We start from the raw sequence: 24984 nt of genomic DNA on the forward strand, positions 1-24984 counted from the left end.
TATTAAAAGATCGCAGCCTCGTTTCACTCGACAGCTCCTACAAGGGATTTGCATTTCCCTGTAGGAGCTGTCGAGTGAAACGAGGCTGCGATCTATTACGTTATTTCAAATGTTGCTTGAGCTCTTCGGACGCTTGCAGCAGCGCCGAACGCACCTCAGGCACTTGACTCACTACGTTAAGCAAACCGTAGTCGTGGATCATGCCGTTGTAGCGAACCGCCGTGACCGGCACGCCAGCCTCGTCGAGTTTGCGCGCATAGGCCTCGCCTTCATCACGCAACACGTCGGCGCCTGCGGTCTGCACCAGTGCGGGTGGCAGGCCTTTGAGCTGGGCGGTGGTGGCCCGCAGCGGTGACGCGTAGATCTCGCTGCGTTGATTGGCGTCGGTGGTGTAGTTGTCCCAGAACCACTTCATCATGTTTTTGGTGAGGAAGTGCCCCTCGGCAAACTGGTTGTAGGACGCGGTTTCGAAACTGGCGTCCGTCACCGGCCACAGCAGCACCTGGAATTTGATTGCCGGCGTGCCTTTGTCTTTGGCCATCAGTGCGACCACGGCAGCCATGTTGCCACCGACGCTGTTGCCGGCCACCGCCAGGCGTTTGCCGTCGACGTTGATCTCTTTCCCGTGCTCGGCCACCCACTTCGTGGCGGCGTAGGCCTGGTTGATCGCCACCGGGTAATGCGCTTCCGGGGACGGGGTGTAATTGACGAACACCGCCGCCGCCCCTGAACCCACCACCAAGTCCCGAACCAGTCGTTCGTGAGTCGGGAAATCCCCCAATACCCAACCGCCGCCGTGGAAGAACATGAACACCGGCAGCTCGCCCTTGACCCCGGCCGGCCGGACGATGGTCAGGCTGAGCGGTTGGCCATCGACTTGAATGGTCTTCTGGCTGACATCGGCTTTTGGCAGCGTCAGTTTCACCCCGGCTTGCGCACCCACCAGCACTGCGCGGGCTTCTTTGGGCGTGAGCTGTTCCATCGGTTTACCGGTGCCGGCATTCAGAACATCGAGGAACGCCTGGGTGTTGTGTTCAACCCCGTCGCCTGCAAAGGCGCTGTGGATGGACAGGGCGAGAAGGGTGCCGGTCAAGACTTTGCTGAACGTGTTCATGGTCATTTCCTGTTCGGGCCGGGAGTCAGTGATTAGACGGTAACGTGCAGGCGCACATCGACGTTGCCACGGGTGGCGTTGGAGTAAGGGCAGACCTTGTGGGCAGCATCAACCAGGGTTTGCGCGTCGGCTTGTTCCAGACCCGGCAGGCTGATGTGCAGGTCGATGTCCAGACCGAAACCGCCGGGGATCTGACCGATACCGACGTGGGCAGTGATCGAGGCGTCGTTCGGGATGCTGCGTTTGGTCTGGCTGGCGACGAATTTCAGGGCGCCGATGAAGCAGGCGGAGTAGCCGGCTGCGAACAGTTGCTCAGGGTTGGTCGCCGCGCCGCCGGCACCACCGAGTTCTTTCGGAGTAGCAAGTTTGACGTCGAGGATGTTGTCGCTGGAAACCGCACGACCGTCACGGCCACCGGTGGAAGTTGCGATTGCGGTGTAGAGAGTTTGCATGGTGTGAGCCTCATTCGGGTTTGGGTGTTTTGCGCTAAATGTTTGCGCGCTAAGTAAGTGCGAAGTGAATGTATCGCGCTAATATTTAGCGCACAAGATAAATTTTGAAAAAGATCGATGGAAATGAGCGGACGGGTCGTTGATTGCTATGCAGGCAATTGAATTAGAACGACTTATTCTGATTTTTCAGGGCGTAAAATTTTTTGAAGAGGGCGCAAAACACCTTTGGGAGCGGGCTTGCTCGCGAATGCGGTGTATCAATCAGCATTGATGCCGACTGACACACCGCATTCGCGAGCAAACCCGCTCCCACAGAGGGATTTTTTCTGGCAGGGGGATTAGAGGCTGTCTTGAAGGTGGCTACGCAGGTCTTGCAGATCGTTTTGCAGCTTTTTCAACTGCTCCAGGGTTTGCCCACTGGCACCAAGGATGCACTGCGGAATGTCCCGAGCCTTGTCTCGCAAGGCGCGGCCCTGTTCCGTCAGCTCGACAATCACCACCCGTTCATCTTCACGGCTGCGGGTACGGCTGAGCAAGCCTTCGACTTCCAGGCGTTTTAGCAGCGGCGTCAACGATCCGGGATCGGTCAGCAGTCGTGTGCTGATTTCACCTACGGTCAAACCATCCCGTTCCCACAACACCATCATCGCCAAGTACTGCGGATAGGTCAGGCCGAGTGCTTGCAGCAAGGGTTTGTAGACCTTGGTCATCAGCAGCGAAGTGGAATGCAGGGCGAAGCAGACCTGGTTGTCCAGCAGCAGGTCGTCGCAGTTGTCCGGGGTGTTGCGTTCGGTGGTCATGTCAAAGCCTTGATCGGTGATCGTGATGAATCTAGCGGGCGAATCTTTAATGCGCCAGATAATTATGCGCTAGTGCCGGCCCAGGTCGCTTTGCAGCGCCAGGTCCCACGGCGCGATCGGGCTGAAGCGGGTCTTGAGGTATTCCAGCAGCAAACGACTGCGGGAGCTGGCCTGTTGCTCCAGGCGCAAGGCGTAAATCCCCGACGTTTCCGGTTTCGGCAGACCGTTTTCGCAGAACAGCGGCAGCAATTCGCCGCGCAGCAGGTATTCGCTGGCCAGCCACGTCGGCAAATGGGCGATTCCCAACCCGGCCAGCGCGCCACAGACCAGCGCCTCGGCATTGTTGGCCCTCATGCGAATGCGCGCCGGGCGGTGCAGTTGCATTTGGCCGTCCAGCTCGAAGCGCCAGGCGAAGGGCGGGGCCAGGCCGTCCCAGTCCAGGCCATCGTGTTCGCTCAGTTGCGACGGATCGGTCGGCACGCCGCGCCGTTTCAAATAGTCGGGGCTGGCGCAGGCGACGCGCACCATGTTCGCCAGCGGCGTGGCCACCAGCCGGGTATCGGCCATTTGCCCAGCGCGCAACACCAGGTCGACTTTGCCCAGGTTTAAGCCCTGCATATCGACGAAGCTGTCGATCAGGTGCAATTGCACGTCGAGGCCGGGATACAACATCAGAAAATCGGCAATGACCGGTGCCAAATGCCGGCGGCCGAACGCGGCGGGGGCATCCACTCGAATCAAGCCTTCCGGCGCACTGCTCAGGGACACCGCTTCCGCCCGGGCCAGGCGCAGCTCGGCGACGATCCTTCGCGCGCGCTCGGCAAACGCCAAACCGGCTGGAGTCGCCCGCACAGCGTGGGTGCTGCGCAGGAATAACTGACTGCCCACGGCGTTTTCCAGGCTGTCGATGCGCCGGGCCACCGCTGAAGGGGTTAGCGGATGGCGTCGCGACGCAGCGGAAAAGCTCCCGGTTTCCAGCACGTCGAGGAACAGTCCGAGTTGGTCGGTCAATTGATTGGGGTTCATGGTTTCATCAACGCTTGTGCGAAATTGGCATAGCCATTGTGCGTTGCTGTGCGTTTCCCCGCTAGGTCCGACTGCGTAGGATGAAACGCCTGACAAGAGGGAAGTGGCCTGTGCTTGAATTTTTGATGTACCTGATCTTTGGCGTGGCCTTGGGCACCTTGGGTGGTTTGTTTGGCATTGGGGGTGGCCTGGTGGCCATTCCGCTGCTAGGTGTGCTGTGCGGCCTCGACCAGCAACTCGCCCAAGGCACCGCGTTGGTGATGGTGGTGCCGAACGTGATGCTGGCGCTGTGGCGTTATCACCAGCGCAATCGCATCGACTTGCGCCATGCATTGCCATTGGCTTCGATGGGGTTCTGTTTCGCCTGGATCGGTTCGATCTGGGCCGTGGGCATTGATCCTCAGAGCCTGCGCGTAGGATTTGTCGTGTTCCTGGTGGCGCTGTCGACCTACAACCTTGTGCGAATGTTCACCGCCAGTGTGCAAGCGTCGTCGCAAATGCATTACTCGTGGCCGTGGCTGGGCGTGCTAGGCACGGCGTCCGGTACCATTGGCGGTTTTTTTGGTGTGGGCGGAGCAGTGGTGGCAACGCCGGTGTTGACCAGCCTGTTCGGCACCACCCAAGTGGTGGCCCAAGGCCTGTCGCTGGCCCTCGCGTTACCGAGTACTGCGGTCACCTTGGTGACTTACGCGGCGCACTATGAGGTGAACTGGATGATCGGTTTACCCTTGGCGGCCGGCGGGCTGATGAGTATCAGTTGGGGGGTGAAGATCGCCCACGCCCTGTCTGAACGACTGCTGCGCGGGCTGTTCTGCGGCTACCTTGTGTTCTGTGCCGTGATACTCGCCTTTAAAGTTTGAAGCCTTCGACGATGTGCTCGGCCAGGCACTCGGTGATCGGTGACGGGTTGTTCAGATTGCGAACCAGCATGATGCTGGCTTCAGGCAGCAGCGGCAGATCCTCGGCCGCACCGAGAATGCGCATGTCCGGGGTAATCAGGCTTTCCAGTTGCGCGGTCACCGCCAGCCCGGCGCTGACTACCGCCATCAATGCCGACAGGCTTGAGCTGTTGTAGGCAATGCGGTAATCGCGGCCCATCGCGTCGAGGGCATTGCACGCCCACAACCGGCAGAAACAATCACTGTTGAACATTGCCAGTGGCAACGGTGTTTGCTCGTGGGCGCTGAAGCACTGCGCTTCGGCCCAGACAAAACGCTCCTTGCGCAGCAACTGGCCAATCTCGGTGCCCGGCTCGCGGGTGACGATCGACAAATCCAGGTCCTGGCGCTGCAACAGTTGCTTGGTCGATTCGCAATGCACTTCGATCTGGATCAGCGGGTAGAACTGCGCGAAGCGCGACAGGATGCCCGGCAAAAAACGCATCACGTAATCATCCGGTGTGCCAATGCGCACTGTGCCAACCATGTGCGGTTCGCGCAGGGTATTGAAGACTTCGCTGTGGAGTTTGAGGATGCGCCGGGCATAACCCAGCAGCACCTGGCCTTCGGCGGTCAGCTTGACCTGGCGTCCATCCCGTTCGAACAACTGGCGCTGCAACACGTCTTCTTCCAGACGCTTCATCTGCATGCTTACAGCTGATTGCGTACGGTTGACCATTTCACCGGCACGGGTAAAACCGCCTTGGTCGGCAATGGCAACAAAGGTGCGCAGCACATCGGTATCGATACTTGGGTACGCCGACATTCATCAATCTCCGAGATGCATACCATCAGAAACATTCGTTGGATTGATCTTAGCTGCGGCGCGAGACTTGAGCCATCCCTAAAGGAGGGCGACATGATGAAAGGTCAACACGAGCAAGTAATGGCAGAAAAATTTTCCACCCACATGGTTTCCGATTTGCTGCACAAGTTTAGCCGCTGGTACGAACTTCACCGCGAACGTGAGTTATTGGCGAGTTTGAGCGATGAAGCCCTGAAGGACATCGGCGTGAGCCGTGCGGATGTCGAGCACGAATCCATCCGGCCGTTCTGGGACGATCCGATGCATAAATGATGATTGCACCTATACACAAACCCCTCTCTGGTGAGGTAGGTTGCGAGCAGACAAGGAGATGCTCATGCCCGCAACGCTGTCCTTTTCCAACAAACAGGCTCGACGTCTGGCACTGGCTGCCCAAGGGTTCAACGGGCGCCAGGCGCCAGCGGCGATCAAACCGGTTCAGCTCAATCGACTGATCGAACGCCTGGGCATTTTGCAGATCGATTCAGTCAATGCGTTGGTGCGCTCGCACTACCTCCCCTTGTTTTCCCGTCTCGGCAATTACTCATCCGACTTGCTCGACCAGGCTGCCTGGAGTCAGGGGCGGCGGCGCACGTTGTTTGAATATTGGGGCCATGAAGCCTCGTTATTGCCGTTATCCATGTATCCGTTGATGCGCTGGCGCATGTCCCGGGCGACTCGCGGCGAAGACATTTATCAACAACTGGCGCTGTTTGGTCGTGAGCAACAGGACACGATTCGCCGTGTGCTGGGTTCGGTTCAAGAATTGGGCGCGCTGGGGGCTGGCAGTTTGTCGACCCGCCAGGAACGCGCCGGCCCGTGGTGGGACTGGAGCGCCGAAAAGCATGCGCTGGAATGGCTGTTTGCCGCGGGTGAGGTCACCGTCGCTGGCCGGCGTGGGTTTGAGCGGCTTTACGATTTGCCGGAGCGGGTGATTCCCTCGGCGATTCTCCAGCAACCTTTGCTCACAGAGGCCGAAGCCCAACGCGGTCTGTTGCTGCACGCCGCGAACGCTTTGGGCGTGGCCACGGAAAAGGACCTGCGGGACTATTTTCGCCTTAACCCGGCGGATAGCCGTGCGCGTCTGGCTGAACTGGTCGAGGGTGGTGAACTGCTGACCTGCGAAGTGCAAGGCTGGCGACAACCGGCCTATTCCTTGCCTGGGCCGAAGGTGCCGCGCAAGGTCGAGAGCAGCGCCTTGCTGTCGCCGTTTGATTCGCTGATCTGGGAGCGCAGCCGCACCGAGCGGTTGTTTGATTTCCGCTATCGGCTGGAGATTTATACGCCTAAGGAGAAACGGGTCTACGGCTATTACGTATTGCCGTTTTTGCACAACGAACGGATCGCCGCGCGGGTGGATCTAAGGGCTGAACGGGCGCTGGGCCGGTTGGCGGTGCATGCGGTGCATGAGGAAGCGCCGGGGCTGGATGACGCGGGGATGCTGGCGTTGGCGGTTAATTTGCGGCAGATGGCGGATTGGTTGGGGCTGGCGCAGGTGCAATTGAATTGTCAGCGGGTGAGTGCGGGGCGGTTGCGGGTGGCATTGGCCTGCATTGGCGGTGATTGAGCGGGCCTCATCGCGGGCAAGCCTTGCTCCTACAGGGAACGGTGTGAAACCTGTAGGAGCAAGGCTTGCCCGCGATGGGTACGGCGCGATTTAGCGCCGAACCTGTTTCAACGTCTCAGCAATCAAAAACGCCAATTCCAGCGACTGATCAGCATTCATTCGCGGATCGCAATGGGTGTGGTAGCGGTCCGACAAGCCGTCTTCAGTAATCGGTCGCGCCCCACCAATGCACTCGGTGACATTCTGCCCGGTCATTTCGATGTGAATACCGCCGGCGTAGGTGCCTTCCGCTTCGTGGACCTGGAAGAACTGCTTCACTTCGCCGAGGATCTGCGCGAAGTCGCGGGTCTTGTAACCGCTGCTGGCCTTGATGGTGTTGCCGTGCATCGGGTCGGAACTCCACAGCACTTTCTTGCCTTCACGCTCCACGGCGCGGATCAGCTGCGGCAGATGATCGCCGACCTTGTTCGCGCCCATCCGCGCGATCAGGTTCAAGCGGCCCGGGTCGTTGTCCGGGTTGAGCACGTCGATCAGGCGAATCAGGTCTTCGGGGTTCATGCTCGGGCCGACTTTCACCCCGATCGGGTTGTTCACCCCGCGCAGGAACTCGACATGTGCGCCGTCGAGCTGACGGGTGCGGTCGCCAATCCACAGCATGTGGGCCGAGCAGTCGTAGTAATCATTGGTCAGGCTGTCGCGACGGACGAAGGCTTGTTCGTAGTTCAGCAGCAGCGCTTCGTGGGCGGTGAAGAAACTGGTTTCGCGCAGTTGCGGCGAGGTGTCCATGCCGCAGGCGCGCATGAACGCCAGGGTTTCATCGATGCGATCGGCCAGATGGCTATACTTCTCGGCCAGGGCCGAGTTGGCGATGAAATCCAGGTTCCACTTGTGCACTTGGTGCAGGTCGGCAAACCCGCCTTGGGCGAAGGCACGCAGCAGGTTCAGGGTCGCGGTGGACTGGTGATAGGACTGCAGCAGGCGTTCTGGGTCCGGCACGCGGCTTTTTTCGTCGAAGCCGATGCCGTTGACGATGTCGCCACGGTAGGCGGGCAGGGTCACGCCGTCGATGGTTTCGTCGTTGGCCGAACGGGGTTTGGCGAACTGGCCAGCCATGCGTCCGACCTTGACCACCGGGCAACCGGCGGCGAAGGTCATGACGATCGCCATTTGCAGCAACACTTTAAAGGTGTCGCGGATTTTCGCGGCGGAGAATTCGGCGAAGCTTTCGGCGCAGTCGCCGCCCTGCAACAGAAACGCGCGGCCCTGGGTCACTTCGGAAAACTGACGGCGCAACTCCCGGGCCTCACCGGCAAACACCAGCGGCGGATAGCTGGCCAGGGTTTGCTCGACCTGCAGCAAATGCGCGGCGTCGGGGTATTGGGGTTGTTGCTGGATCGGCAAGGCACGCCAGCTGTCAGGGCTCCAGGGTTGGCTCATCACGGTCTCTAGTGTTTACGCACGGGCGCTCATGTTATCAGCAATTAGTGCGTGACCTGTTCCCGTCGCTTCGCGGACAATCGCGCCTTTGCCGCTTCATGTTGCGGTGTGTTGCGTTGCTGTTTGCCCTGTGGCAGGCCCGGTGACGTTCAGGAGACGAGATGACTGAGGAGCGCGTCGAGCATTTGCTCGCCGAGGTACAAGATGAATTCGGCGTGATTCGCGTGCTGGAAGTGGCCGATTACCGCTTTCTCGAATTCGGCGATGCCATCGAACAAAGCTGCGTGTTCACCGCCGACCCGAGTTGGCTGGAGTACGACTACACCCGCGCCATGCTGATCGGCGCGTTGTGCCATGAACAGCCGGAAAGCGCGCTGTTCCTCGGCCTTGGTGCCGGCACGCTGACCCAGGCTTGTCTCAAGTTCCTGCCGCTGGAAGACGTCGAGGCTATTGAATTGCGCCCCGACGTACCGCGCCTGGCCATCGAATACCTTGGGCTGGATGACGATCCCCGGCTGTATATCCGGGTGGGGGATGCGCTGGAGTTGCTGGAAACGGCGGAACCGGCCGATCTGATTTTCGTCGACCTTTATACCGACGTCGGGCCGGGTGTGGGGCATCTGGCCTGGAGCTTTCTGGAAAACTGTCAGAAACGCCTGAATCCGGGTGGTTGGCTGGTGATCAACCAATGGGCCACCGACGACGGCAAACCGCTGGGGGCGGCGTTGTTTCGTGGGCTCTATCATCGGCATTACTGGGAGCTGCCGGTGAAGGAGGGCAACGTGATTTTGATCGTGCCGTCGGAGCTGGATCAGGAACTGGATATGGACGGCTTGATCGCCCGGGCCGAAGGGCTGGCGCCGCGGTTGGGGTATTCGTTGCAATCGTTGATCAAGGCGATTCGCCCGGCGACGTAATTTGTTGTCTGCAATGGCCTCATCGCGGGCAAGCCTTGCTCCTACAGGGGGACGCGTAACCTGTAGGAGCATGGCTTGCCCGCGAAGGCATTATTCGCTTCAACACAAATTTCAAACCCCTTTGAACACTCCGGCCCGTTTCTCGACCATCGACCGCACACCTTCCTTGGCGTCCTCACTGTTGAGCAGCGTCTTCACCATCGCCGGCAACGCCTGCGCCGCCGCTGTTTCCCCTTCATAACGCGCCTGCCTGGCCGACATCAACGTCGCCTGAACCCCCAGCGGCGCTTGTCGGGCAATGCGTTCGGCCAGTTCAATCGCCCGTGGCAACAAATCCTCGCTGGCCATGACTTCCTGGACCAAACCCAGGTGCAAGGCGTCATGGGCATCGAACTCATCGCCGGTCAGCAACCAGCGCATCGCATTGCCCCAGCCAGCTACTTGGTGCAGGCGCAGCGTGGCGCCGCCGAACGGGGAAATCCCGCGCTGCACTTCTTTCTGGGCAAAACGGGTATTGCTGGCGCACAGGTTGATGTCCGCTGCCAGCATCAATTCGATGCCAATGGTCAGGCAATAACCCTGGGCGGCAACGATCACCGGTTTGCTGACCCTGGGACCTGCAAACACGCCCCACGGATCACAACCGCCGGGCGGTGCCTGCCAGCCTTCGGCGAGGGCGGCGCTGGCGTTGATCAGGTCGAGCCCGGCGGTGAAATGTTCGCCGTGGCCGAATACCACCGCCACCCGTGCCTCGTTGTCGGCCTCGAATTCGCCGTAGGCCAGGCTCAGGGCGTTGAGCAGGTCGAGATCAAAAGCGTTGCGCTTGGCGACCCGGTCCAGGCCGATCAACAGGACATGGCCGCGTCGTTCGCGGCTGACACGACTGGGAACGGGCTGATTCATCGGGTATTTCCTCGGGCGGGAAGGGGGTGTCAGACCGAAGGTCTGCGTCGCAAGGGTGAACCGTTTTAGCGCCATCGCCAGCAGGGCCGGGCCTTTGAAAAATAGACTGTTGCACGATTATCCGCAAAGCCTGTGACAGAACGGTATATACGTCAGTTTTCCGACAAATAATGCTCCCTTTTTGGGCGAATTCCGGTATAGTGCGCGCCGGCCTTTAACCGGGCCGCGTTTAGGTAGCGCAATTCCCCGAAGTCAGCTTCGGCTGCACGTCCGCACAGCGGACTCTTCCTTGACGAATCTTTTTCATTCATTCGTTTTCGCAAATCCCCGCCGACAAAGCAGCCAGGGCGACTCTTGAGTCTTACACGGCATGCGCAGCTTTGGAGCATGGGTCTTTGCGGATGCACTTAGAGGCAGACCCATGACCCAGGAAACCGGCGGCTTCGCCGCTTTTAATCTTAATCCGAATATTCTTGCAGCCGTCATCGCGACTGGCTACGAAGAGCCTTCGGCTATTCAGCAGCAATCGATCCCGATCATCATGGCCGGCCACGACATGATTGGCCAGGCGCAAACCGGTACCGGTAAAACCGCCGCGTTCGCTCTGCCAATCCTGCATCGCATCGATCCTGCTAAGCGCGAGCCGCAAGCCCTGATCCTGGCGCCAACCCGTGAGTTGGCGCTGCAAGTAGCAACCGCTTTCGAAACCTACGCCAAGCAAATGCCGGGCGTTACCGTTGTGGCCGTTTACGGCGGCGCCCCTATGGGTCCACAACTGAAAGCAATCCGTAATGGCGCACAGATCGTTGTCGCCACTCCGGGTCGTCTGTGCGACCACCTGCGTCGTGACGAAAAAGTCCTGGCTACCGTGAACCACCTGGTTCTCGACGAAGCGGACGAAATGCTCAAACTCGGTTTCATGGACGACCTCGAAGTTATCTTCAAGTCGTTGCCTGCAACCCGTCAGACCGTATTGTTCTCGGCTACCCTGCCGCAGTCGATCCGTGCAATCGCCGAGCGTCACCTGCGTGATCCGCAGCACGTGAAGATCCAGACCAAGACTCAGACCGTTACCGCGATCGAACAGGCTCACCTGTTGGTTCACGCTGACCAGAAGACCTCGGCTGTATTGAGCCTGCTGGAAGTCGAAGACTTCGACGCCCTGATCATGTTCGTGCGCACCAAGCAAGCGACCCTGGACCTGGCCAGTGCCCTGGAAGCCAAAGGCTACAAAGCCGCTGCGCTGAACGGTGACATTGCTCAGAACCAACGTGAGCGCGTGATCGAATCCCTCAAGGATGGCCGTCTGGACATCGTTGTGGCGACCGACGTAGCTGCTCGTGGTCTGGACGTTCCGCGTATCACTCACGTGTTCAACGTTGATATGCCGTACGACCCGGAATCCTACGTTCACCGTATCGGCCGTACCGGCCGTGCCGGTCGCGAAGGTCGTGCACTGCTGCTGGTGACTCCACGCGAGCGCCGCATGCTGCAAGTGATCGAGCGTGTAACCGGTCAGAAAGTTGCCGAAGTTCGCCTGCCGGACGCCCAAGCTGTTCTCGATGCTCGCATCAAGAAGTTGACCAACAGCCTGTCGCCGCTGGTGGCTGATGCCGAATCGACTCACGGTGATCTGCTGGATCGCCTGACCGCTGACATCGGTTGCACGCCGCGTGCACTGGCCGCTGCTCTGCTGCGCAAGGCTACCAATGCTCAGGCGTTGACCCTGGCTGCCATCGAGAAAGAACGTCCACTGGTGCCGAACAACGCACCGCGTGGCGATCGTCCAGAGCGTACCGGTGATCGTCCGGACCGTGGTGATCGTGAGCGTCGTGCTCCGGTTGCACTGGCTGAAGGCCGTGCTCGTTGCCGTACCGCGCTGGGTGCGCGTGATGGTATCGCTGCCAAAAACCTGCTGGGCGCCATCCTCAACGAAGGTGGTCTGGCTCGCGAAGCAATCGGTCGCATCCAGGTGCGTGACAGCTTCAGCCTCGTTGAGCTGCCGGAAGATGGTCTGGAAAAACTCCTGACCAAACTGAAGGACACTCGCGTTGCTGGCAAGCAGTTGAAACTGCGTCGCTACCGCGAAGATTAATCCGCCCTTGGGCTGATTGATCGAACATAAAAAATCCCCGACTGGTTCGGGGATTTTTTTTGCCTGAAGAAAAGATCGCAGCCTTCGGCAGCTCCTACAGGGGAATGCGCGCTCATGTAGGAGCTGCCGAAGGCTGCGATCTTTTAATCTTAACGTTATCCGAAACGATAAATATCCATGCCCAGCGCACCCATGGTGAACCCCTGGTGCGCAATCCCGAACTCACCCCCAGCCCCGCGAGCAAAGTACAACGGCAACAAATGCTCATCACTCGGATGGTTGCGCACGGCATTCGGCGCCTGCTGACGATAATCATGCAGCGCGGCTTCGTCGTTGGCGGCGAGTTTTTCAATCATCCAGTCGCGGAACGCCTTGGCCCATGGTTCGACACTTTCCGGTCCGGCATGCCAGTCCAGTTCACGCAGGTTGTGGGTGATGCTGCCGGAGCCGATCAACAACACGCCGTGCTGGCGCAGGCTGGCCAGCGCATGGCCGACACGGGTTTGCAGCGCCGGGCCGCCACAGGTCGGCAGTGAGACCTGCACCACCGGAATATCGGCCTGCGGATACATCAGCGACAACGGCACCCAGACGCCATGATCGAACGGCCGTTTGGGGTCGATACGCGCCGGCAGGTTATTGGCCTTGAGCAACTCGACCACCTCAGCCGCCAGTTGTGAGTCGCCCGGCGCCGGGTATTGCACTTCGAACAAGGCCTTTGGGAAGCCGCCGAAGTCATGCCAGGTTTCAGGCCGGGGGTTGCCGCTGACCAGCAGCTCGTTACTTTCCCAGTGCGCAGACACAATCACGATGGCCTCGGGCTTGGGCATTTCAGCCGCCAGGCGCGCCAGGGCGGGGCCGCTGGCACCGGGTTCCAGTGCCAACATCGGCGAGCCATGGGATATGTAGAGGCTGGGGAACATGAACGAGCTCCTGAGGGGTAAGATGGCGTCATCTTCAGTCAGATCATTGATCTAAATCTAATATAAGTTTTAGGGTCTTTTGATCGAATTTTCGGGATTAATTATGCAGCCGGAGTTTTGGCACAAGCGGTGGACGACGAATCAGATCGGCTTCCACCTGCCGCAAGTGAATCCATATCTGCAACGGTACTGGCCGCAACTGGGCCTGGAAGAGGGCGCGCGGGTGCTGGTGCCGTTATGCGGCAAAAGCCTGGACCTGTTATGGCTGGCAAAATGCGGTCACGAAGTGTTGGGTATCGAGTTGTCGGAAAAAGCAGTCGAAGACTTTTTCCACGAGCATCAATTCGATCCGGACGTCAGCGACCAAGGCCCCTTCACTGTCTATCGGGCCGGTTCCATCGAGATTTGGTGTGGTGATTTCTTCGCGTTGACCGCAGGCGATGTTGCCGATTGCAGTGCGCTGTACGACCGCGCGGCGCTGATTGCCTTGCCGCCGAAGATGCGTGAGCAATACGCCGAGCATCTGAAGCGGATTCTGCCGAAGGACTCTCTTGGGCTGCTGATTACTCTGGATTATGACCAGACGCAAAAGGACGGTCCGCCGTTCGCTGTGCTTGATGACGAAGTGCAACGGTTGTTCGGGGCGTCGTGGGAGCTGAAGATTCTGGAAGACCAGGACGTGCTGGGTGAGAGCTGGAAGTTTGTCGAGAGCGGTGTTACGCGGCTGGAAGAGCGGGTTTATCGCTTGATGAGCTGATTCAAAAGCAAAGATCGCAGGCTTCGCCAGCTCCTACAGCTGATGCATTCCAAGGTAGGAGCTGCCGGAGGCTGCGATCTTTTGATCTTCAAGCCGCAAAAAAAGGGGCGATCATTTGATCGCCCCTTTGTGTTTCTGAACCGGGCTATCAGCCCCGGCGACGCAATGCGTCAATCCGCTCTTCCAGCGGCGGGTGGCTCATGAACATGCGAGCGAACCCTTGTTTGATGCCGCCGTTGATGCCGAAGGCGTTCAAGGTGTCCGGCATGTGTACCGGCAGCCCTTGTTCGGCGCGCAGACGTTGCAATGCTCCGATCATCGCGCTGGTACCGGCCAGGCGTGCGCCGGCTTCGTCGGCGCGGAATTCGCGTTTGCGCGAAAACCACATGACGATCGAGCTGGCCAGGATGCCCAGCACCAGTTCGGCGAAGATGGTCGCTACGTAGTAGGCGATACCCTGGCCTTCTTCGTTCTTGAAAATCACCTTGTCGACAAAGTTGCCGATGATCCGGGCGAAGAACATCACGAAGGTGTTCACCACGCCCTGGATCAGGGCCAGGGTGACCATGTCGCCGTTGGCGACGTGGCCGATTTCGTGGGCCAGCACGGCTTTCACTTCATCTGGCGAGAACCGCTCCAGAAGGCCCTGGCTGACCGCGACCAGTGCGTCGTTTTTGTTCCAGCCGGTGGCGAAGGCGTTGGCCTCGTAGGCCGGGAAAATCCCGACCTCGGGCATCTTGATCCCGGCTTCGCGAGATAGCTGCTCGACGGTTTGCAACAGCCATTGTTCATGACGGGTGCGCGGCTGGCTGATGATTTGGGTGCTGGTGCTCATCTTCGCCATCCACTTGGAGATGAACAGCGAGAACAGGGAACCGGCGAAACCAAAGACCGCACAGAAAATCAGCAGCTGATTGAGGTTGAGATCAACCCCGTTGGCCGCCATGAACCCGTTGAAGCCGAAAAGGCTCAGGGTGATGCTGGCAATCAGCACGACCGCCAGGTTAGTGGCCAAAAACAGCAGGATGCGCATCATGGTTGTAGAAATCTCCTCATGCTAAAGATGTAGCGTACTGCGGGGTATATAAGGTGCTGCACCGGGCTATTCAACTGGGTGACTATTTCAAACTGTGTCCTACGGCAACATCTTAGCGCTTTGCAGGGCATTTCCGACGCGGGTGCAGGAAGGGTTTGTCAGCCGACACACCGCACAACCCCCGTCTTTGTTAGACGCGGGCACACAACCCTTCATCAGGCAGCGATGGCAGCCAGGATAGGCGGTGAAGCGCAGAGATGTGTTGCTGAATTAATCACCGTGCGACCAGAACAGGCGACGCACGGTGATCGTCAGTTTACTGACGGTAGGTTTTGAGGAAGTTGCCGATCCGGCCGATGGCCTGATCCAGCTCATCGACCCGGGGCAGGGTGACGACGCGGAAGTGATCCGGCCACGGCCAGTTGAACGCCGTGCCTTGCACCACCAGCAGCTTCTCGGAGAGCAGCAGGTCGAGCACGAACTTTTCGTCGTTGTGAATCGGGCAGACCTTCGGATCGATCCGCGGGAACGCATACAGCGCGCCCATCGGTTTGACGCAGCTCACGCCTGGAATGTCGTTGAGCAATTCCCAGGTGCGGTTGCGTTGTTCCAGCAGACGACCCTGGGGCAGCACCAGATCGTTGATGCTCTGATAGCCGCCGAGTGCGGTCTGGATCGCGTGCTGGCTCGGCACGTTGGCACACAGGCGCATGTTCGCCAGCATGTCGATGCCTTCGATGTAGCTCTGGGCGTGGTGTTTCGGCCCGGAAATGGCGATCCAGCCGGAACGGAAACCGGCCACGCGATAAGACTTGGACAGGCCGTTGAAGGTCAGGCACAGCAAGTCCGGGGCCAGGGACGCGGTGCAGATATGCACGGCGTCGTCGTAGAGGATCTTGTCGTAGATTTCGTCCGAGAACACCACCAGGTTGTGCGAGCGGGCCAGTTCGAGCATGCCCAGCAGCACTTCCTTCGAATACACCGCGCCGGTCGGGTTGTTCGGGTTGATGATCACCAGGGCCTTGGTGTTCGGGGTGATCTTGGCCTTGATGTCGGCCAGGTCCGGGAACCAGTCGGCGCCTTCATCGCACAGGTAATGCACCGGGTTGCCGCCGGCCAGGCTTACTGCGGCGGTCCACAGCGGATAGTCCGGGGCCGGGACCAGCACTTCGTCGCCGTTGTTCAGCAGCGCTTGCATCGACATCACGATCAGCTCGGATACGCCATTGCCCAGGTAGATGTCTTCGATGCCGACGCCTTCGACCTGCTTCTGCTGGTAGTACTGCATCACCGCTTTGCGCGCGCTGAACAGGCCTTTGGAGTCGCTGTAGCCCTGGGCGGTCGGCAGGTTGCGGATCACGTCCTGGAGGATTTCATCCGGCGCTTCGAAACCAAAGGGCGCCGGGTTGCCGATGTTCAGCTTGAGGATGCGATGACCTTCCTCTTCCAGGCGTTTGGCGTGCTTGAGCACTGGGCCGCGAATGTCGTAGCAGACGTTGGCGAGCTTGTTCGATTTGCTGACCTGCATGGCGATGTGTTCCCGAAAATGAACGATCCAGGCGGCGTATGAACTACCGTACTGGGAATCCTGCGTATTCACACAGGCCTGGCGCCTCGAAAGGCAGCACCCATAAATCCGTTTGAATGCGCGTGGTCTGGCTGCCAGACTGGCGTTTGACGAGGCGCAATCATACGTGCCGCCCGATCCGTGGAAAAGGTACAGATCGGGCTTTTTCAGCTGCTGAGGTGTGACGATGGAAAAGTTGGAAAAAACCCTGGAAGAATGGAAAGCCATGCTCGATCCGGAGCAGTACAACGTTTGTCGCCTCAAGGGCACCGAACGACCGTTCTCCGGCAAGTACAACGGCACCAAGACTGACGGCGTGTACCACTGCATCTGCTGCAACGAGCCGTTGTTCGATTCCAGGACCAAGTTTGATTCCGGCTGCGGCTGGCCGAGTTTCTACGCGCCGATCGGCGACAGTGCGATGGTCGAGATTCGTGACGTCAGCCACGGCATGATCCGTACCGAAGTGGTTTGCGGCAAATGCGATGCCCACCTGGGGCACGTGTTCCCGGACGGCCCGCCACCTACCGGTCTGCGTTACTGCATCAACTCGGTGTGCCTGGATCTCGTGCCCCGCGAATAACCCGGCCCCCCCCGGTAGGAGCTGCCGCAGGCTGCGATCTTTTGATCTTGTTTTTCAGCGTATCTGAAGACGCCAAAGACAAGATCAAAAGATCGCAGCCTTCGGCAGCTCCTACGGGGGGTAGTGTTCGATAATTTAAATTGCACACAATTTAATTGCTCGCTATGTTTGTCCCTTCTTCCTGCTATTGGAACGCCAAACCATGAGTGACAACCTGCTGAACATCCCGGTCACCACCATCAAGGGTGAACAAAAAACCTTGTCCGACTTCGCCGGCAAAGCCGTGCTGGTGGTCAATACCGCCAGCAAATGTGGCTTCACCCCGCAGTACAAAGGCCTTGAAGAGCTGTGGCAGACCTACAAGGATCAAGGACTGGTGGTGCTCGGCTTCCCCTGCAACCAGTTCGGCAAGCAAGAGCCCGGCAACGAAGGGGCGATTTCCGAGTTTTGCGAATTGAACTTCGGTGTCAGCTTCCCGTTGTTCAAGAAGATCGACGTCAACGGTTCCGACGCCCATCCGCTGTTCGTTCAGTTGAAAAAACGCGCACCGGGACTGCTGGGCTCCCAAGGCATCAAGTGGAACTTCACCAAGTTCCTGATCGGCAAGGACGGCCAGTTGGTCAAGCGCTTCGCGCCGGCCACCAAGCCGCAGGACCTGAGCGCCGAGATCGAAGCCCTGCTGAAATGAACAGCGTGTCCGCCGATTCCCTGAAACTCGACAGTCAGCTCTGCTTCAAGCTGTATGCCGCTTCCCGGGCGGTGATTCGTGGCTACAAGCCGATGCTCGATCAGCTCGGCCTGACTTACCCGCAATACCTGGTGATGCTGGTGTTGTGGGAGTGGCAGGAAGCGGCCCCGGAGCAGCCGACCGTCAAGGCCTTGGGCGAACGCCTGGCGCTGGATTCCGGCACGCTCACGCCGTTGCTCAAGCGGCTCGAGCAACTGCAACTGGTCCAGCGCCAGCGTTCGGCGCGGGATGAACGTGAGGTGCATTTGAGCTTGACGCCCGCCGGCAACGACTTGCGCGAGCAGGTCGGGCCGCTCAAGGCGCGCCTGTTGTGCGACAGCGGCGTGGACCTCAATCGTCTGAACGAGCTGCGCAATGGCCTCGATCAGTTGCTGGGCCAGATCAAAGCGTTGTCGTAGTCGGTATCCACAAGTCGAGCAGGGCGGCCAGTTCTTCCCGGCGAAAGGGTTTGGCCAGGTAGTCGCTCATGCCCGCCACACGACAGCGTTCGCGTTCTTCGGACATGGCGTTGGCGGTCAGGGCGACAATCGGCAACTGTGGCCAGCGCCCGCTGCGGCGAATGTGCCGACTCGCTTCGTAACCGTCCATCACCGGCATGTTGCAGTCCATCAGCACCAGATCGAACTCCCCCAACTCCAGTTGATCCAGGGCTTCGGCACCGTGGGCGGCGACCACGACCTCGCACCCGAGTTTGCCGAGCATGCCTTTGGCCACCAATTGATTGACCGGGTTGTCCTCCACCAGTAACACGCGACCACGGCGTTGCGGGGTGAGGGCTTCGAGGCGGGCGTCGTTGATCGTGGTGACGTCCGGCTGCAAGATCCGTCGCAGCGTCTGGTACAGCGCGTTACGGGCCAATGGCCGCGCCTGTTGTTGTAACGGCGCCAGGGCTGCGGCTTCTTCTGTGGGCATGAAACTGCCGTAGGCGGTCACCAGCAGGATCGGCGCCGTCAACGTCGGGCGCAGGCCGAACAGGCATTCCGGGCAGTCGGTAATCACCACGTCGGGGGTCAGGCCGAGAATCGAATCCTCGATGGAGCGCTGCTCATACTCAAGCCCCCAACCGGGCAGCAGGCCTTTCAACAGTTCCGCCAGGCCGCTGCTGGCTGCGGTAATGGCGATGACCTTGCCTTGTAATGGCTTCACGGCGATTGCGCGGGTGTGGGCGGGCAGCGGCAGGTCGGCGCAGAACTGGCTACCGAAACCGACTTCCGAACTGATCGTCAGCCGTCCCTGCATCGCCTCGCAGAGGTTATACGTCAGCGCCAGTCCCAGCCCGGTACCACCGAATTGCCGGGTAATCCCGGCGCCGGCCTGGGTGAACGGCTGGAAAATCTTGACCTGGGCGTCCTGGGCAATTCCGATCCCGGTGTCGCACACCTCGATCCGCACGCCATCCTCAAACGTCGAAAGGCGCACATCGACCCGGCCGAAACGGGTGAATTTGAGCGCGTTGGACAGCAAGTTACTGACAATCTGCCGGACCCGCGTCGCGTCGCCCAGCACCAGCGCCGGAAACTGCGGATTGATCAGGCAGGCCAGTTCGACGCTGGGCGCGGCGTTTTGCGACAGCAGGTTGGCGGTGTCTTCAATCAGCGAGCCGAGGTCGAACGGAATGTGTTCGAGCTCCAGTTGGCCGGCGTCGAATTTCGACAAATCGAGAATATCGTTTAGCAATTCCACCAGGACTTTGCCCGAGTCATGGGCGATGGACAGTTGTTGCTGTTGCTCGGCGTTGAGCGGCCCGTCGAGCGACAGCGCAATCATCCCCAGCAAACCGTTGAGCGGCGTGCGGATTTCATGGCTCATGTTGGCCAGGAATGCCGAGCGTGCTTCGGCCATGTCCAGGGCCGTGCTGCGGGCCACTTCCAGTTCCTGATTGGATTGGCTAAGCCGGGTGTTGATGGCCTTGAGTTCGGCGGTGCGCGCCGAGACGATGTTTTCCAGTTGCCCGAGGTAGTCGGTCAGGCGGTTTTCGGCGTTGCGTCGTTGCTGGATTTCGGTGGCGATGTTTTCGAACTGTTGATTGGCCACTTTGACCAGCACACCGATCTCATCGTTTTCGTGCCCGGCGGGGTATTCCAGCCATGTCGGTTCGGCGCTGCGCGGATCGCGACCGCTGAGTTCGCGGATGACCCGCACCAGCGGCTTGGTCAGCATCACGTAGAACAGCGCCAGCAGGATGCCGGTCAGGATCAGGCTGCGGGCGAAGCCGTTGAGCAAGGTGACTTCGGCCCGGCGCAGGAAGCGACTGCCAAAGGCGTAGGTGTCGACCTCCAGTTGCAAGGTGCCGAGGGATTCGTCGGGCAAGTGGTCGAGGAACAGTCGGTCTTCGAACTGCCGGTTGGCGCCGAACAGGAAGTCGCTGATCACCCGATACCCGTCTTGCTGGCCCTGACGCTTGACGCTGGCCAGCACGGTATTGTTGTTGTCAGTCAACTGCGCGCGGATGATCGCCGGCGAGCGCAACAGGCCCATGGTCAGTTCCTGGGCGAGCTCGGCGTCGATGTTGTAGGCGATGCGGGAGGCCGGGTTATGGCTGATTTCCAGCAACGACAGTATTTCCCGGTTGATGGAGGCGTCTTCGCTGGCATAATCGATGCCTATTTGCACCAGACTGAGCAGGGTGCCCAGTATGAAACCGACCAGCACGGTGAGCCGGGCTTGCTTGTACGACAGCCGGTGGGTGAACTTGATATCCATGGGGTGTTGAACCACTTCCGTTTCCCTTCGCTGCTCAAGCATAGTCGATCATGCATGGATACCGATGTTCCCGCGCGCCCCGATTGAGGGGCGCCGGTGGTTGTAAGTTGCCGTATCGTCATCATTACTGTGAAACGTGCCCGAGGAGAAGACGTGGATTCCCGATTGAATGCTTTTCTTGAACGCGCCGATGCCGTTCTGGCCCGTATCGAACCCCTGTTGCCGGCCCCTCGGCAAACCATCGACTGGAAGCATTGCCTGGCCGCGCGCTGGCAGCGTGAGGGCCGCAGCGGTTTTCTGCTGCCGCTGCAAGTCAGCCTCGACACGCGCCTGACCGACCTGATCGGTGTCGACCGCCAAGTGGAACAACTGGGCCGCAATACCCAGCAATTCATCGACGGCCTGCCGGCCAACCACGCGCTGCTCTGGGGCTCCCGTGGCACCGGCAAATCCTCGCTGGTGCGCGCGTTGCTGTCCGAACACGCTGCGGTCGGTTTGCGCTTGATCGAGATCGAACGGGATCACCTGGCGGACTTGCCGCGCATCGTTGAACAAATCGCCAAGTTGCCTCAGCGCTTCGTGTTGTTCTGTGATGACTTGTCGTTCGAGTCGGGCGAAGGCGATTACCGCGTACTCAAGAGCGTGCTCGACGGCTCGCTGGAACAGGCGCCGGACAACGTTCTGCTGTACGCCACGTCCAACCGTCGCCATTTGGTGCCGGAAAAGGAAAGCGACAACGAGAACTGGAAACGCGTGGACGGCGAACTGCATCCCAGCGAAGCAGTGGAAGACAAGATCGCACTGTCGGACCGTTTCGGCCTGTGGCTGTCGTTCTATCCGTTTACTCAGGAACACTTCCTCAACGTGGTCGAACACTGGATCGGGCAACTGGCCGACAAGGCTGGCCTCACTTGGCAGCGCACTGAAGAACTGGACATCCTGGCCGTCCGTTGGGCGACCGGTCGGGGCAATCGCAATGGGCGTTGCGCCTATCAATTTGCACGCTATTGGGTTGGACTCAAGCTGTTGGAGCACAAGGCATGATCGATTTAAAACAGAGCGGCCAGGGTCTCGAAGGCTACGGCATGCTATGGGCACAGTTGGAATCGCTGCTGGCGGATGAGCGCGACTTCATCGCCAACGCTGCGCAGTTTTCGGCATTTCTGTACAACCAGCTCGATGACCTGAACTGGGCGGGTTTTTACCTCAATCGTAATGAAGAGCTGGTGCTGGGCCCGTTCCAGGGGCAGATCGCCTGCGTGCGGATTCCGTTTGGTCGCGGCGTGTGTGGCGCAGCGGCGGCGACGTTGCAGACGCAATTGGTCGAGGACGTTCACGCGTTCCCTGGCCACATCGCCTGCGACAGCGCTTCGAACAGCGAACTTGTAGTGCCATTGGTCAAGGACGGCCGATTGATCGGCGTGCTGGATCTGGACAGCCCGAAGCTGGCGCGTTTTACCCAGGACGATCAGGCCGGCATCGAACAACTGGCCGCGATTTTCCTGCGCCTGACCGATTGCTGATCAGGTCTGCCCATCAGTGAAGTGAGCAACCTGTGGGAGCGGGCTTGCTCGCGAAAGCGATGTATCAGCCAACCTCAATGTTGAATGTCAGTCAGCCTTCGCGAGCAAGCCCGCTCCCACATGGCTTGCGTGGGATCAGCGCAAGCCTGCCTTCACCAGCAGGCTCGCCGGGTCCACGGCATCGATCTGTTTCGGATCGAGGAATTGCTCGGCGTATTGCCGGTAAATCTGCTCGTTGATAAACAGCCCGAATAGCTCGGGGTCGATATGGGCGTCACGGCACATCGTCGCCATGATGCCCAGCGCTTCACTTAACGATTTGGCTTTCTTGTAAGGCCGATCCGCTGCGGTCAGCGCCTCGAAAATATCGGCAATCGCCATCATCCGCGCTGGCAGGCTCATGTCGTCGCGCTTCAACTGCTTGGGATACCCGGTACCGTCCATTTTTTCGTGGTGGCCGCCGGCGATTTCCGCGACGTTATTGAGGTGCCCGGGGAAGGGCAGGTGACTGAGCATCAGAATTGTCTGCACCATGTGGTGATTGATGATGTAGCGTTCTTCGCGCGTCAGGGTGCCCCGGGGAATACTCAGGTTGTAGAGCTCGCCACGGTTGTATTTGTGCGGCGGTACGTCGAGTTTGAAGCCCCAGGGATTGTCGGCCGGGATCAGCTCCGCCTCGGCGCGTTCGAACAGGTGTTCGGGCTTGTCCGCCAGCAGCGGTTCACTGACCGGCAGCGTCGGCGCCGGAGTGCGGGCCTGACGGCGATTTTCTTCCCAGGAGACCCCCAATCGATCATCCAGGGTCCGAGTCCAGGTGCGTTGGGCGATGGTGTTCAGACGCGTGAGGTCGGCCTCGGCCATGGCCTCGCCCCCCAGGTTGCAACGGGCGACAAACGCAAAGTCATCGTCCAGTCCTGCCAGCACCGCATTGCGCAGTTCGGCCAGGTGCTGCTCGTCGCCCCCGAGGGCAATGGCCTGCCAATAGTTGATCCAGGCATCGCGCTTGAGCACTTCAAAACGGGTGCGGATTTCGTGGAGGCGGTCGTTCAGGGTTTCCAGTTTGGTGGCTTTATCAACCACGTATTCCGGTGTGGTGACTTTGCCGCAATCGTGAAGCCAGGCCGCAATGTGCAGGGCTTCCCACTCATCTTCGGTGGGGTGGTAGCCGCTGAACGCCGGGTCCTGACTGGTGGCGGCCGCCTGGGCGAGCATCAGCGTCAGGGCCGGCACCCGCTGGCAATGGCCGCCGGTGTAAGGGCTTTTGGCGTCGATCGCGCCGGCCAGCAATTGAATGAACGAATCGAGCAGTTGTTTTTGCTTGGCCTGCAGCCGTTGGCTTTCAATGCTCACCGCCGCTGCACCGGACACCGCTTGAAGAAACGCGATGCGATCCGGGCGCAGTTTTTCCAGGTCGCTCTGGTTGCCACTGTCCGCCAGCAGCAGGATCAACAGGCCCACGGTTTCGTTATGGCGGTTGCGCAGCCGTATGCCGATCAGGTGCACCCGTGGGCTCTCCATGGCGATAAAGACCCGTTGCAAGTCTCCTGCCTGTTCAAAACCGAGGCTGTTGACTACGTTGTCGGCATTTACCAGTTGCGTTAACCACTGCGGGCTCTGCGGGTCCTGACAGGCGTGGCCTTTAATGTCGAACGACGACAAGGCCTGGGACGTACCGTTGATGACCAGACCGTGGGGTTCCATGCGCTCGCCGTCACCTTCGCGCAAGTAAATCAGCCCGGCCTGGGCCTGGGCGATTTTCACGGTTTCGAACAGCACCCGTTGCAGCAACGGGACGAAGCGTGTTTCAGCGCACAGGCTGTCGGTGATCTGGAAGAAACTCCCCAGGGTGTCCTTCATCCGCGCCATCGATACGCTGAGCTGATCGACCTCCAGCACGGGCGAGCGACGGCTGACCGGGAAATTAAAATCGAAACTGCGAATCGCATCGGCTTCCTTCACCAGGGCATGCAGCGGCTTGACCAGGATTCGCGACGTCAGCCAACCCAGCGGCAGGCACAGCAGCAAGGTGGCCAGGGTAATCAGCGCCCCTTGCCAGCGCATGCGGTAGGCGTCGACGAGCAGTTCATCCTCAGGCACCAACAACGCCAATTGCAGCCCCTGCGGTCCTCCTTCCTGCATACGGCTGAGGGCGACGATCCACTGACGACCGCCGACGTCCAGACGATTGCCTTCGGGCGGCCGGGAGAGCAGGGCGCCGAGGGCCGGACTCAAGTCGGCGGCTTTGCTCAGGCGCGCGGTCTGGTCATCGATGATCAATTTGCGGCTGTCGGGGTAGGCAATGGCATTGCCTTCAGCATCGAATAGCACGATCTCGGTGCTCGGGCTGACCACGTGTTTGGCCAGGGTCGCGGAAAGTTCGGCCAGGGTCAGGTCGGCGCCCATCACCGCGCCATCGCCACTGCGCCGGGCCAGGGTGGTGCCGACGTTATGGGTGGAGAAAAAAATGTAGGGTTCGGTGGTGATCTGGTCTGCATCCGCCCGAGCGCTGGTGAACCAGGCGCGGGTCCGGGGATCGTAGGTTTCGTCGGTGATGGCCTGACGGCTGATGAGGTTCAGGGCCTGGTCATAAAACAACGATTGGGAGACGACTGGCGTGCCGCCGTCGTGGTGTTCGATGCTCCACACCTGATAAGCCGCGGTGTCCGGGGCCTTGAGCAGTGCCTTGAGCTCAGCGGTGCGCAACGGTCGGACCATGAAAAAGTCGCCATTGCCGTAGCCCAGGTACAACGAGGCGAGGTTGGGGTTGTCCTTGAGCGACTGGCTGAACGGCTTGAGCAGCGCCAGTCGCTGCTCAAGTGTCGGGGCCTGGGTGGCCGGGGTGTCGGCCAGCAGGCTCAGCAGGTGACGAATCGGCTCGTAGGTGGACTGCAAGTCCAGGCGCACATCCTGCTCTATGCGATTGAAGAGTTTTTCACTGCTGGTCAGGATGATCTGCGTAGTTTGCCGGTAATTGAAAAGGCCCAGGACCACGCCGGTCAGCAACAGCAGGAAAGTGAACATGACGCTGATATGGACGTGCAGGGGGAAACGGCGTTGATCCGGGCGCAGTGGGCTGGGCATTACGGGTCT

The 24984-nt window shown here is 59.8% G+C and carries 23 protein-coding genes; 11 read left to right on the plus strand and 12 right to left on the minus strand.

Annotated elements, in window-relative coordinates; genetic code table 11:
• Window positions 1-100 precede the first annotated feature (100 nt).
• The 4 genes from V5E99_RS18645 to V5E99_RS18660 form a co-directional block, all read right to left on the minus strand.
• Entirely contained in the window at window positions 101-1114 is a 1014-nt protein-coding gene (locus V5E99_RS18645; RefSeq protein ID WP_499803753.1) for an alpha/beta hydrolase, read from the minus strand.
• Between the two features lie 32 nt (window positions 1115-1146).
• The gene (locus V5E99_RS18650) at window positions 1147-1566 is read right to left on the minus strand and encodes an organic hydroperoxide resistance protein (RefSeq protein WP_499803754.1); all 420 of its coding nucleotides are present in this window, start codon (window positions 1564-1566) and stop codon (window positions 1147-1149) included.
• Window positions 1567-1904: 338 nt separating this feature from the next.
• A complete protein-coding gene (locus V5E99_RS18655; protein WP_499803755.1) occupies window positions 1905-2366 on the minus strand; it encodes a MarR family winged helix-turn-helix transcriptional regulator in 462 nt (153 codons plus the stop codon).
• 69 nt (window positions 2367-2435) lie between these two features.
• Entirely contained in the window at window positions 2436-3392 is a 957-nt protein-coding gene (locus V5E99_RS18660) for a LysR family transcriptional regulator (RefSeq protein ID WP_499803756.1), read from the minus strand.
• A 110-nt stretch (window positions 3393-3502) separates the two neighbouring features.
• Here V5E99_RS18660 and V5E99_RS18665 point away from each other — a divergent pair, with 110 nt between their 5' ends.
• A complete protein-coding gene (locus tag V5E99_RS18665; RefSeq protein WP_499803757.1) occupies window positions 3503-4252 on the plus strand; it encodes a sulfite exporter TauE/SafE family protein in 750 nt (249 codons plus the stop codon).
• On the opposite strand, the gene V5E99_RS18670 is transcribed toward V5E99_RS18665, so the two are convergent.
• Window positions 4242-5096 carry a LysR substrate-binding domain-containing protein gene (locus V5E99_RS18670; RefSeq protein WP_499803758.1) on the minus strand — a complete coding sequence of 285 codons (855 nt, stop codon included), beginning with the start codon at window positions 5094-5096 and terminating at the stop codon, window positions 4242-4244. The genes V5E99_RS18665 and V5E99_RS18670 overlap by 11 nt on opposite strands.
• Before the next feature lie 93 nt (window positions 5097-5189).
• Between V5E99_RS18670 and V5E99_RS18675 the strand changes: the two genes are divergently transcribed.
• Together V5E99_RS18675 and V5E99_RS18680 are read left to right on the plus strand one after the other, a co-directional pair.
• On the plus strand, window positions 5190-5408 hold the full coding sequence (locus tag V5E99_RS18675) for a DUF1127 domain-containing protein (protein ID WP_499803759.1): 219 nt from the start codon (window positions 5190-5192) through the stop codon (window positions 5406-5408).
• 64 nt (window positions 5409-5472) lie between these two features.
• On the plus strand, window positions 5473-6702 hold the full coding sequence (locus V5E99_RS18680; RefSeq protein ID WP_499803760.1) for a winged helix-turn-helix domain-containing protein: 1230 nt from the start codon (window positions 5473-5475) through the stop codon (window positions 6700-6702).
• A 90-nt stretch (window positions 6703-6792) separates the two neighbouring features.
• On the opposite strand, the gene V5E99_RS18685 is transcribed toward V5E99_RS18680, so the two are convergent.
• Window positions 6793-8139 carry a class II 3-deoxy-7-phosphoheptulonate synthase gene (locus V5E99_RS18685; protein WP_499803761.1) on the minus strand — a complete coding sequence of 449 codons (1347 nt, stop codon included), beginning with the start codon at window positions 8137-8139 and terminating at the stop codon, window positions 6793-6795.
• Window positions 8140-8300: 161 nt separating this feature from the next.
• On the opposite strand from V5E99_RS18685, the gene V5E99_RS18690 reads away from it, so the two are divergent.
• A complete protein-coding gene (locus V5E99_RS18690; protein WP_475267990.1) occupies window positions 8301-9056 on the plus strand; it encodes a spermidine synthase in 756 nt (251 codons plus the stop codon).
• Window positions 9057-9167: 111 nt separating this feature from the next.
• Here V5E99_RS18690 and V5E99_RS18695 read toward each other — a convergent pair whose 3' ends face one another.
• Window positions 9168-9959, minus strand: coding sequence for a crotonase/enoyl-CoA hydratase family protein (locus V5E99_RS18695; protein WP_499803762.1), 792 nt, complete (start codon window positions 9957-9959; stop codon window positions 9168-9170).
• Window positions 9960-10380: 421 nt separating this feature from the next.
• Here V5E99_RS18695 and V5E99_RS18700 point away from each other — a divergent pair, with 421 nt between their 5' ends.
• Window positions 10381-12054 (plus strand): DEAD/DEAH box helicase, encoded by a 1674-nt coding sequence (locus tag V5E99_RS18700; protein ID WP_092279556.1) that lies wholly within the window; start codon window positions 10381-10383, stop codon window positions 12052-12054.
• A 155-nt stretch (window positions 12055-12209) separates the two neighbouring features.
• Here V5E99_RS18700 and V5E99_RS18705 read toward each other — a convergent pair whose 3' ends face one another.
• The gene (locus V5E99_RS18705) at window positions 12210-12977 is read right to left on the minus strand and encodes a DODA-type extradiol aromatic ring-opening family dioxygenase (RefSeq protein ID WP_499803763.1); all 768 of its coding nucleotides are present in this window, start codon (window positions 12975-12977) and stop codon (window positions 12210-12212) included.
• A 103-nt stretch (window positions 12978-13080) separates the two neighbouring features.
• Between V5E99_RS18705 and V5E99_RS18710 the strand changes: the two genes are divergently transcribed.
• Window positions 13081-13734 (plus strand): thiopurine S-methyltransferase, encoded by a 654-nt coding sequence (locus tag V5E99_RS18710; protein WP_499803764.1) that lies wholly within the window; start codon window positions 13081-13083, stop codon window positions 13732-13734.
• 148 nt (window positions 13735-13882) lie between these two features.
• Here the strand turns inward: V5E99_RS18710 and htpX are convergent, their stop codons facing one another.
• Together htpX and V5E99_RS18720 are read right to left on the minus strand one after the other, a co-directional pair.
• A complete protein-coding gene (gene htpX / locus V5E99_RS18715) occupies window positions 13883-14770 on the minus strand; it encodes a protease HtpX (RefSeq protein WP_059403635.1) in 888 nt (295 codons plus the stop codon).
• Window positions 14771-15086: 316 nt separating this feature from the next.
• Complete coding sequence (locus V5E99_RS18720; protein WP_054052048.1) at window positions 15087-16298, minus strand: pyridoxal phosphate-dependent aminotransferase; 1212 nt, start codon at window positions 16296-16298, stop codon at window positions 15087-15089.
• Window positions 16299-16524: 226 nt separating this feature from the next.
• On the opposite strand from V5E99_RS18720, the gene msrB reads away from it, so the two are divergent.
• The 3 genes from msrB (at window position 16525) to V5E99_RS18735 (ending at window position 18066) form a co-directional block, all read left to right on the plus strand.
• Complete coding sequence (gene msrB, locus V5E99_RS18725; RefSeq protein WP_499803765.1) at window positions 16525-16920, plus strand: peptide-methionine (R)-S-oxide reductase MsrB; 396 nt, start codon at window positions 16525-16527, stop codon at window positions 16918-16920.
• Between the two features lie 202 nt (window positions 16921-17122).
• The gene (locus V5E99_RS18730; RefSeq protein ID WP_499803766.1) at window positions 17123-17608 is read left to right on the plus strand and encodes a glutathione peroxidase; all 486 of its coding nucleotides are present in this window, start codon (window positions 17123-17125) and stop codon (window positions 17606-17608) included.
• Window positions 17605-18066, plus strand: a complete 462-nt coding sequence (locus V5E99_RS18735) for a MarR family winged helix-turn-helix transcriptional regulator (RefSeq protein WP_499803767.1) — start codon at window positions 17605-17607, stop codon at window positions 18064-18066. Before V5E99_RS18730 ends, V5E99_RS18735 begins: the two co-directional genes overlap by 4 nt.
• Here V5E99_RS18735 and V5E99_RS18740 read toward each other — a convergent pair.
• Window positions 18050-20371: a hybrid sensor histidine kinase/response regulator gene (locus V5E99_RS18740; protein ID WP_499803768.1), complete on the minus strand. Its 2322-nt coding sequence runs from the start codon at window positions 20369-20371 to the stop codon at window positions 18050-18052. The two genes, V5E99_RS18735 and V5E99_RS18740, sit on opposite strands and share 17 nt — an antisense overlap.
• A 153-nt stretch (window positions 20372-20524) precedes the next feature.
• Here V5E99_RS18740 and V5E99_RS18745 point away from each other — a divergent pair, with 153 nt between their 5' ends.
• Window positions 20525-21415 carry an ATP-binding protein gene (locus tag V5E99_RS18745; RefSeq protein ID WP_499803769.1) on the plus strand — a complete coding sequence of 297 codons (891 nt, stop codon included), beginning with the start codon at window positions 20525-20527 and terminating at the stop codon, window positions 21413-21415.
• Window positions 21412-21894 (plus strand): GAF domain-containing protein, encoded by a 483-nt coding sequence (locus V5E99_RS18750; RefSeq protein WP_499803770.1) that lies wholly within the window; start codon window positions 21412-21414, stop codon window positions 21892-21894. The genes V5E99_RS18745 and V5E99_RS18750 overlap by 4 nt, the downstream gene beginning before the upstream one ends.
• 135 nt (window positions 21895-22029) lie before the next feature.
• Here the strand turns inward: V5E99_RS18750 and V5E99_RS18755 are convergent, their stop codons facing one another.
• On the minus strand, window positions 22030-24975 hold the full coding sequence (locus V5E99_RS18755; protein WP_499803771.1) for an HD domain-containing phosphohydrolase: 2946 nt from the start codon (window positions 24973-24975) through the stop codon (window positions 22030-22032).
• Between the last annotated feature and the right edge of the window lie 9 nt (window positions 24976-24984).

It is taken from the genome of Janthinobacterium sp. LPB2021202312-11-4, from assembly GCF_037049705.1.
In the GTDB taxonomy this organism is placed as follows: Bacteria; Pseudomonadota; Gammaproteobacteria; order Pseudomonadales; family Pseudomonadaceae; genus Aquipseudomonas.

What these genes read in the sequence shown, in the direction of transcription:
- V5E99_RS18645 (WP_499803753.1), bottom strand. Translation starts at nt 1,114, where the DNA reads ATGAACACGTTCAGCAAAGTCTTGACCGGCACCCTTCTCGCCCTGTCC.
- V5E99_RS18650 (WP_499803754.1), bottom strand. Translation starts at nt 1,566, where the DNA reads ATGCAAACTCTCTACACCGCAATCGCAACTTCCACCGGTGGCCGTGAC.
- V5E99_RS18655 (WP_499803755.1), bottom strand. Translation starts at nt 2,366, where the DNA reads ATGACCACCGAACGCAACACCCCGGACAACTGCGACGACCTGCTGCTG.
- V5E99_RS18660 (WP_499803756.1), bottom strand. Translation starts at nt 3,392, where the DNA reads ATGAACCCCAATCAATTGACCGACCAACTCGGACTGTTCCTCGACGTG.
- V5E99_RS18670 (WP_499803758.1), bottom strand. Translation starts at nt 5,096, where the DNA reads ATGTCGGCGTACCCAAGTATCGATACCGATGTGCTGCGCACCTTTGTT.
- V5E99_RS18675 (WP_499803759.1), top strand. Translation starts at nt 5,190, where the DNA reads ATGATGAAAGGTCAACACGAGCAAGTAATGGCAGAAAAATTTTCCACC.
- V5E99_RS18680 (WP_499803760.1), top strand. Translation starts at nt 5,473, where the DNA reads ATGCCCGCAACGCTGTCCTTTTCCAACAAACAGGCTCGACGTCTGGCA.
- V5E99_RS18685 (WP_499803761.1), bottom strand. Translation starts at nt 8,139, where the DNA reads ATGAGCCAACCCTGGAGCCCTGACAGCTGGCGTGCCTTGCCGATCCAG.
- V5E99_RS18690 (WP_475267990.1), top strand. Translation starts at nt 8,301, where the DNA reads ATGACTGAGGAGCGCGTCGAGCATTTGCTCGCCGAGGTACAAGATGAA.
- V5E99_RS18695 (WP_499803762.1), bottom strand. Translation starts at nt 9,959, where the DNA reads ATGAATCAGCCCGTTCCCAGTCGTGTCAGCCGCGAACGACGCGGCCAT.
- V5E99_RS18700 (WP_092279556.1), top strand. Translation starts at nt 10,381, where the DNA reads ATGACCCAGGAAACCGGCGGCTTCGCCGCTTTTAATCTTAATCCGAAT.
- V5E99_RS18705 (WP_499803763.1), bottom strand. Translation starts at nt 12,977, where the DNA reads ATGTTCCCCAGCCTCTACATATCCCATGGCTCGCCGATGTTGGCACTG.
- V5E99_RS18710 (WP_499803764.1), top strand. Translation starts at nt 13,081, where the DNA reads ATGCAGCCGGAGTTTTGGCACAAGCGGTGGACGACGAATCAGATCGGC.
- htpX (WP_059403635.1), bottom strand. Translation starts at nt 14,770, where the DNA reads ATGATGCGCATCCTGCTGTTTTTGGCCACTAACCTGGCGGTCGTGCTG.
- V5E99_RS18720 (WP_054052048.1), bottom strand. Translation starts at nt 16,298, where the DNA reads ATGCAGGTCAGCAAATCGAACAAGCTCGCCAACGTCTGCTACGACATT.
- msrB (WP_499803765.1), top strand. Translation starts at nt 16,525, where the DNA reads ATGGAAAAGTTGGAAAAAACCCTGGAAGAATGGAAAGCCATGCTCGAT.
- V5E99_RS18730 (WP_499803766.1), top strand. Translation starts at nt 17,123, where the DNA reads ATGAGTGACAACCTGCTGAACATCCCGGTCACCACCATCAAGGGTGAA.
- V5E99_RS18735 (WP_499803767.1), top strand. Translation starts at nt 17,605, where the DNA reads ATGAACAGCGTGTCCGCCGATTCCCTGAAACTCGACAGTCAGCTCTGC.
- V5E99_RS18740 (WP_499803768.1), bottom strand. Translation starts at nt 20,371, where the DNA reads ATGGATATCAAGTTCACCCACCGGCTGTCGTACAAGCAAGCCCGGCTC.
- V5E99_RS18750 (WP_499803770.1), top strand. Translation starts at nt 21,412, where the DNA reads ATGATCGATTTAAAACAGAGCGGCCAGGGTCTCGAAGGCTACGGCATG.
- V5E99_RS18755 (WP_499803771.1), bottom strand. Translation starts at nt 24,975, where the DNA reads ATGCCCAGCCCACTGCGCCCGGATCAACGCCGTTTCCCCCTGCACGTC.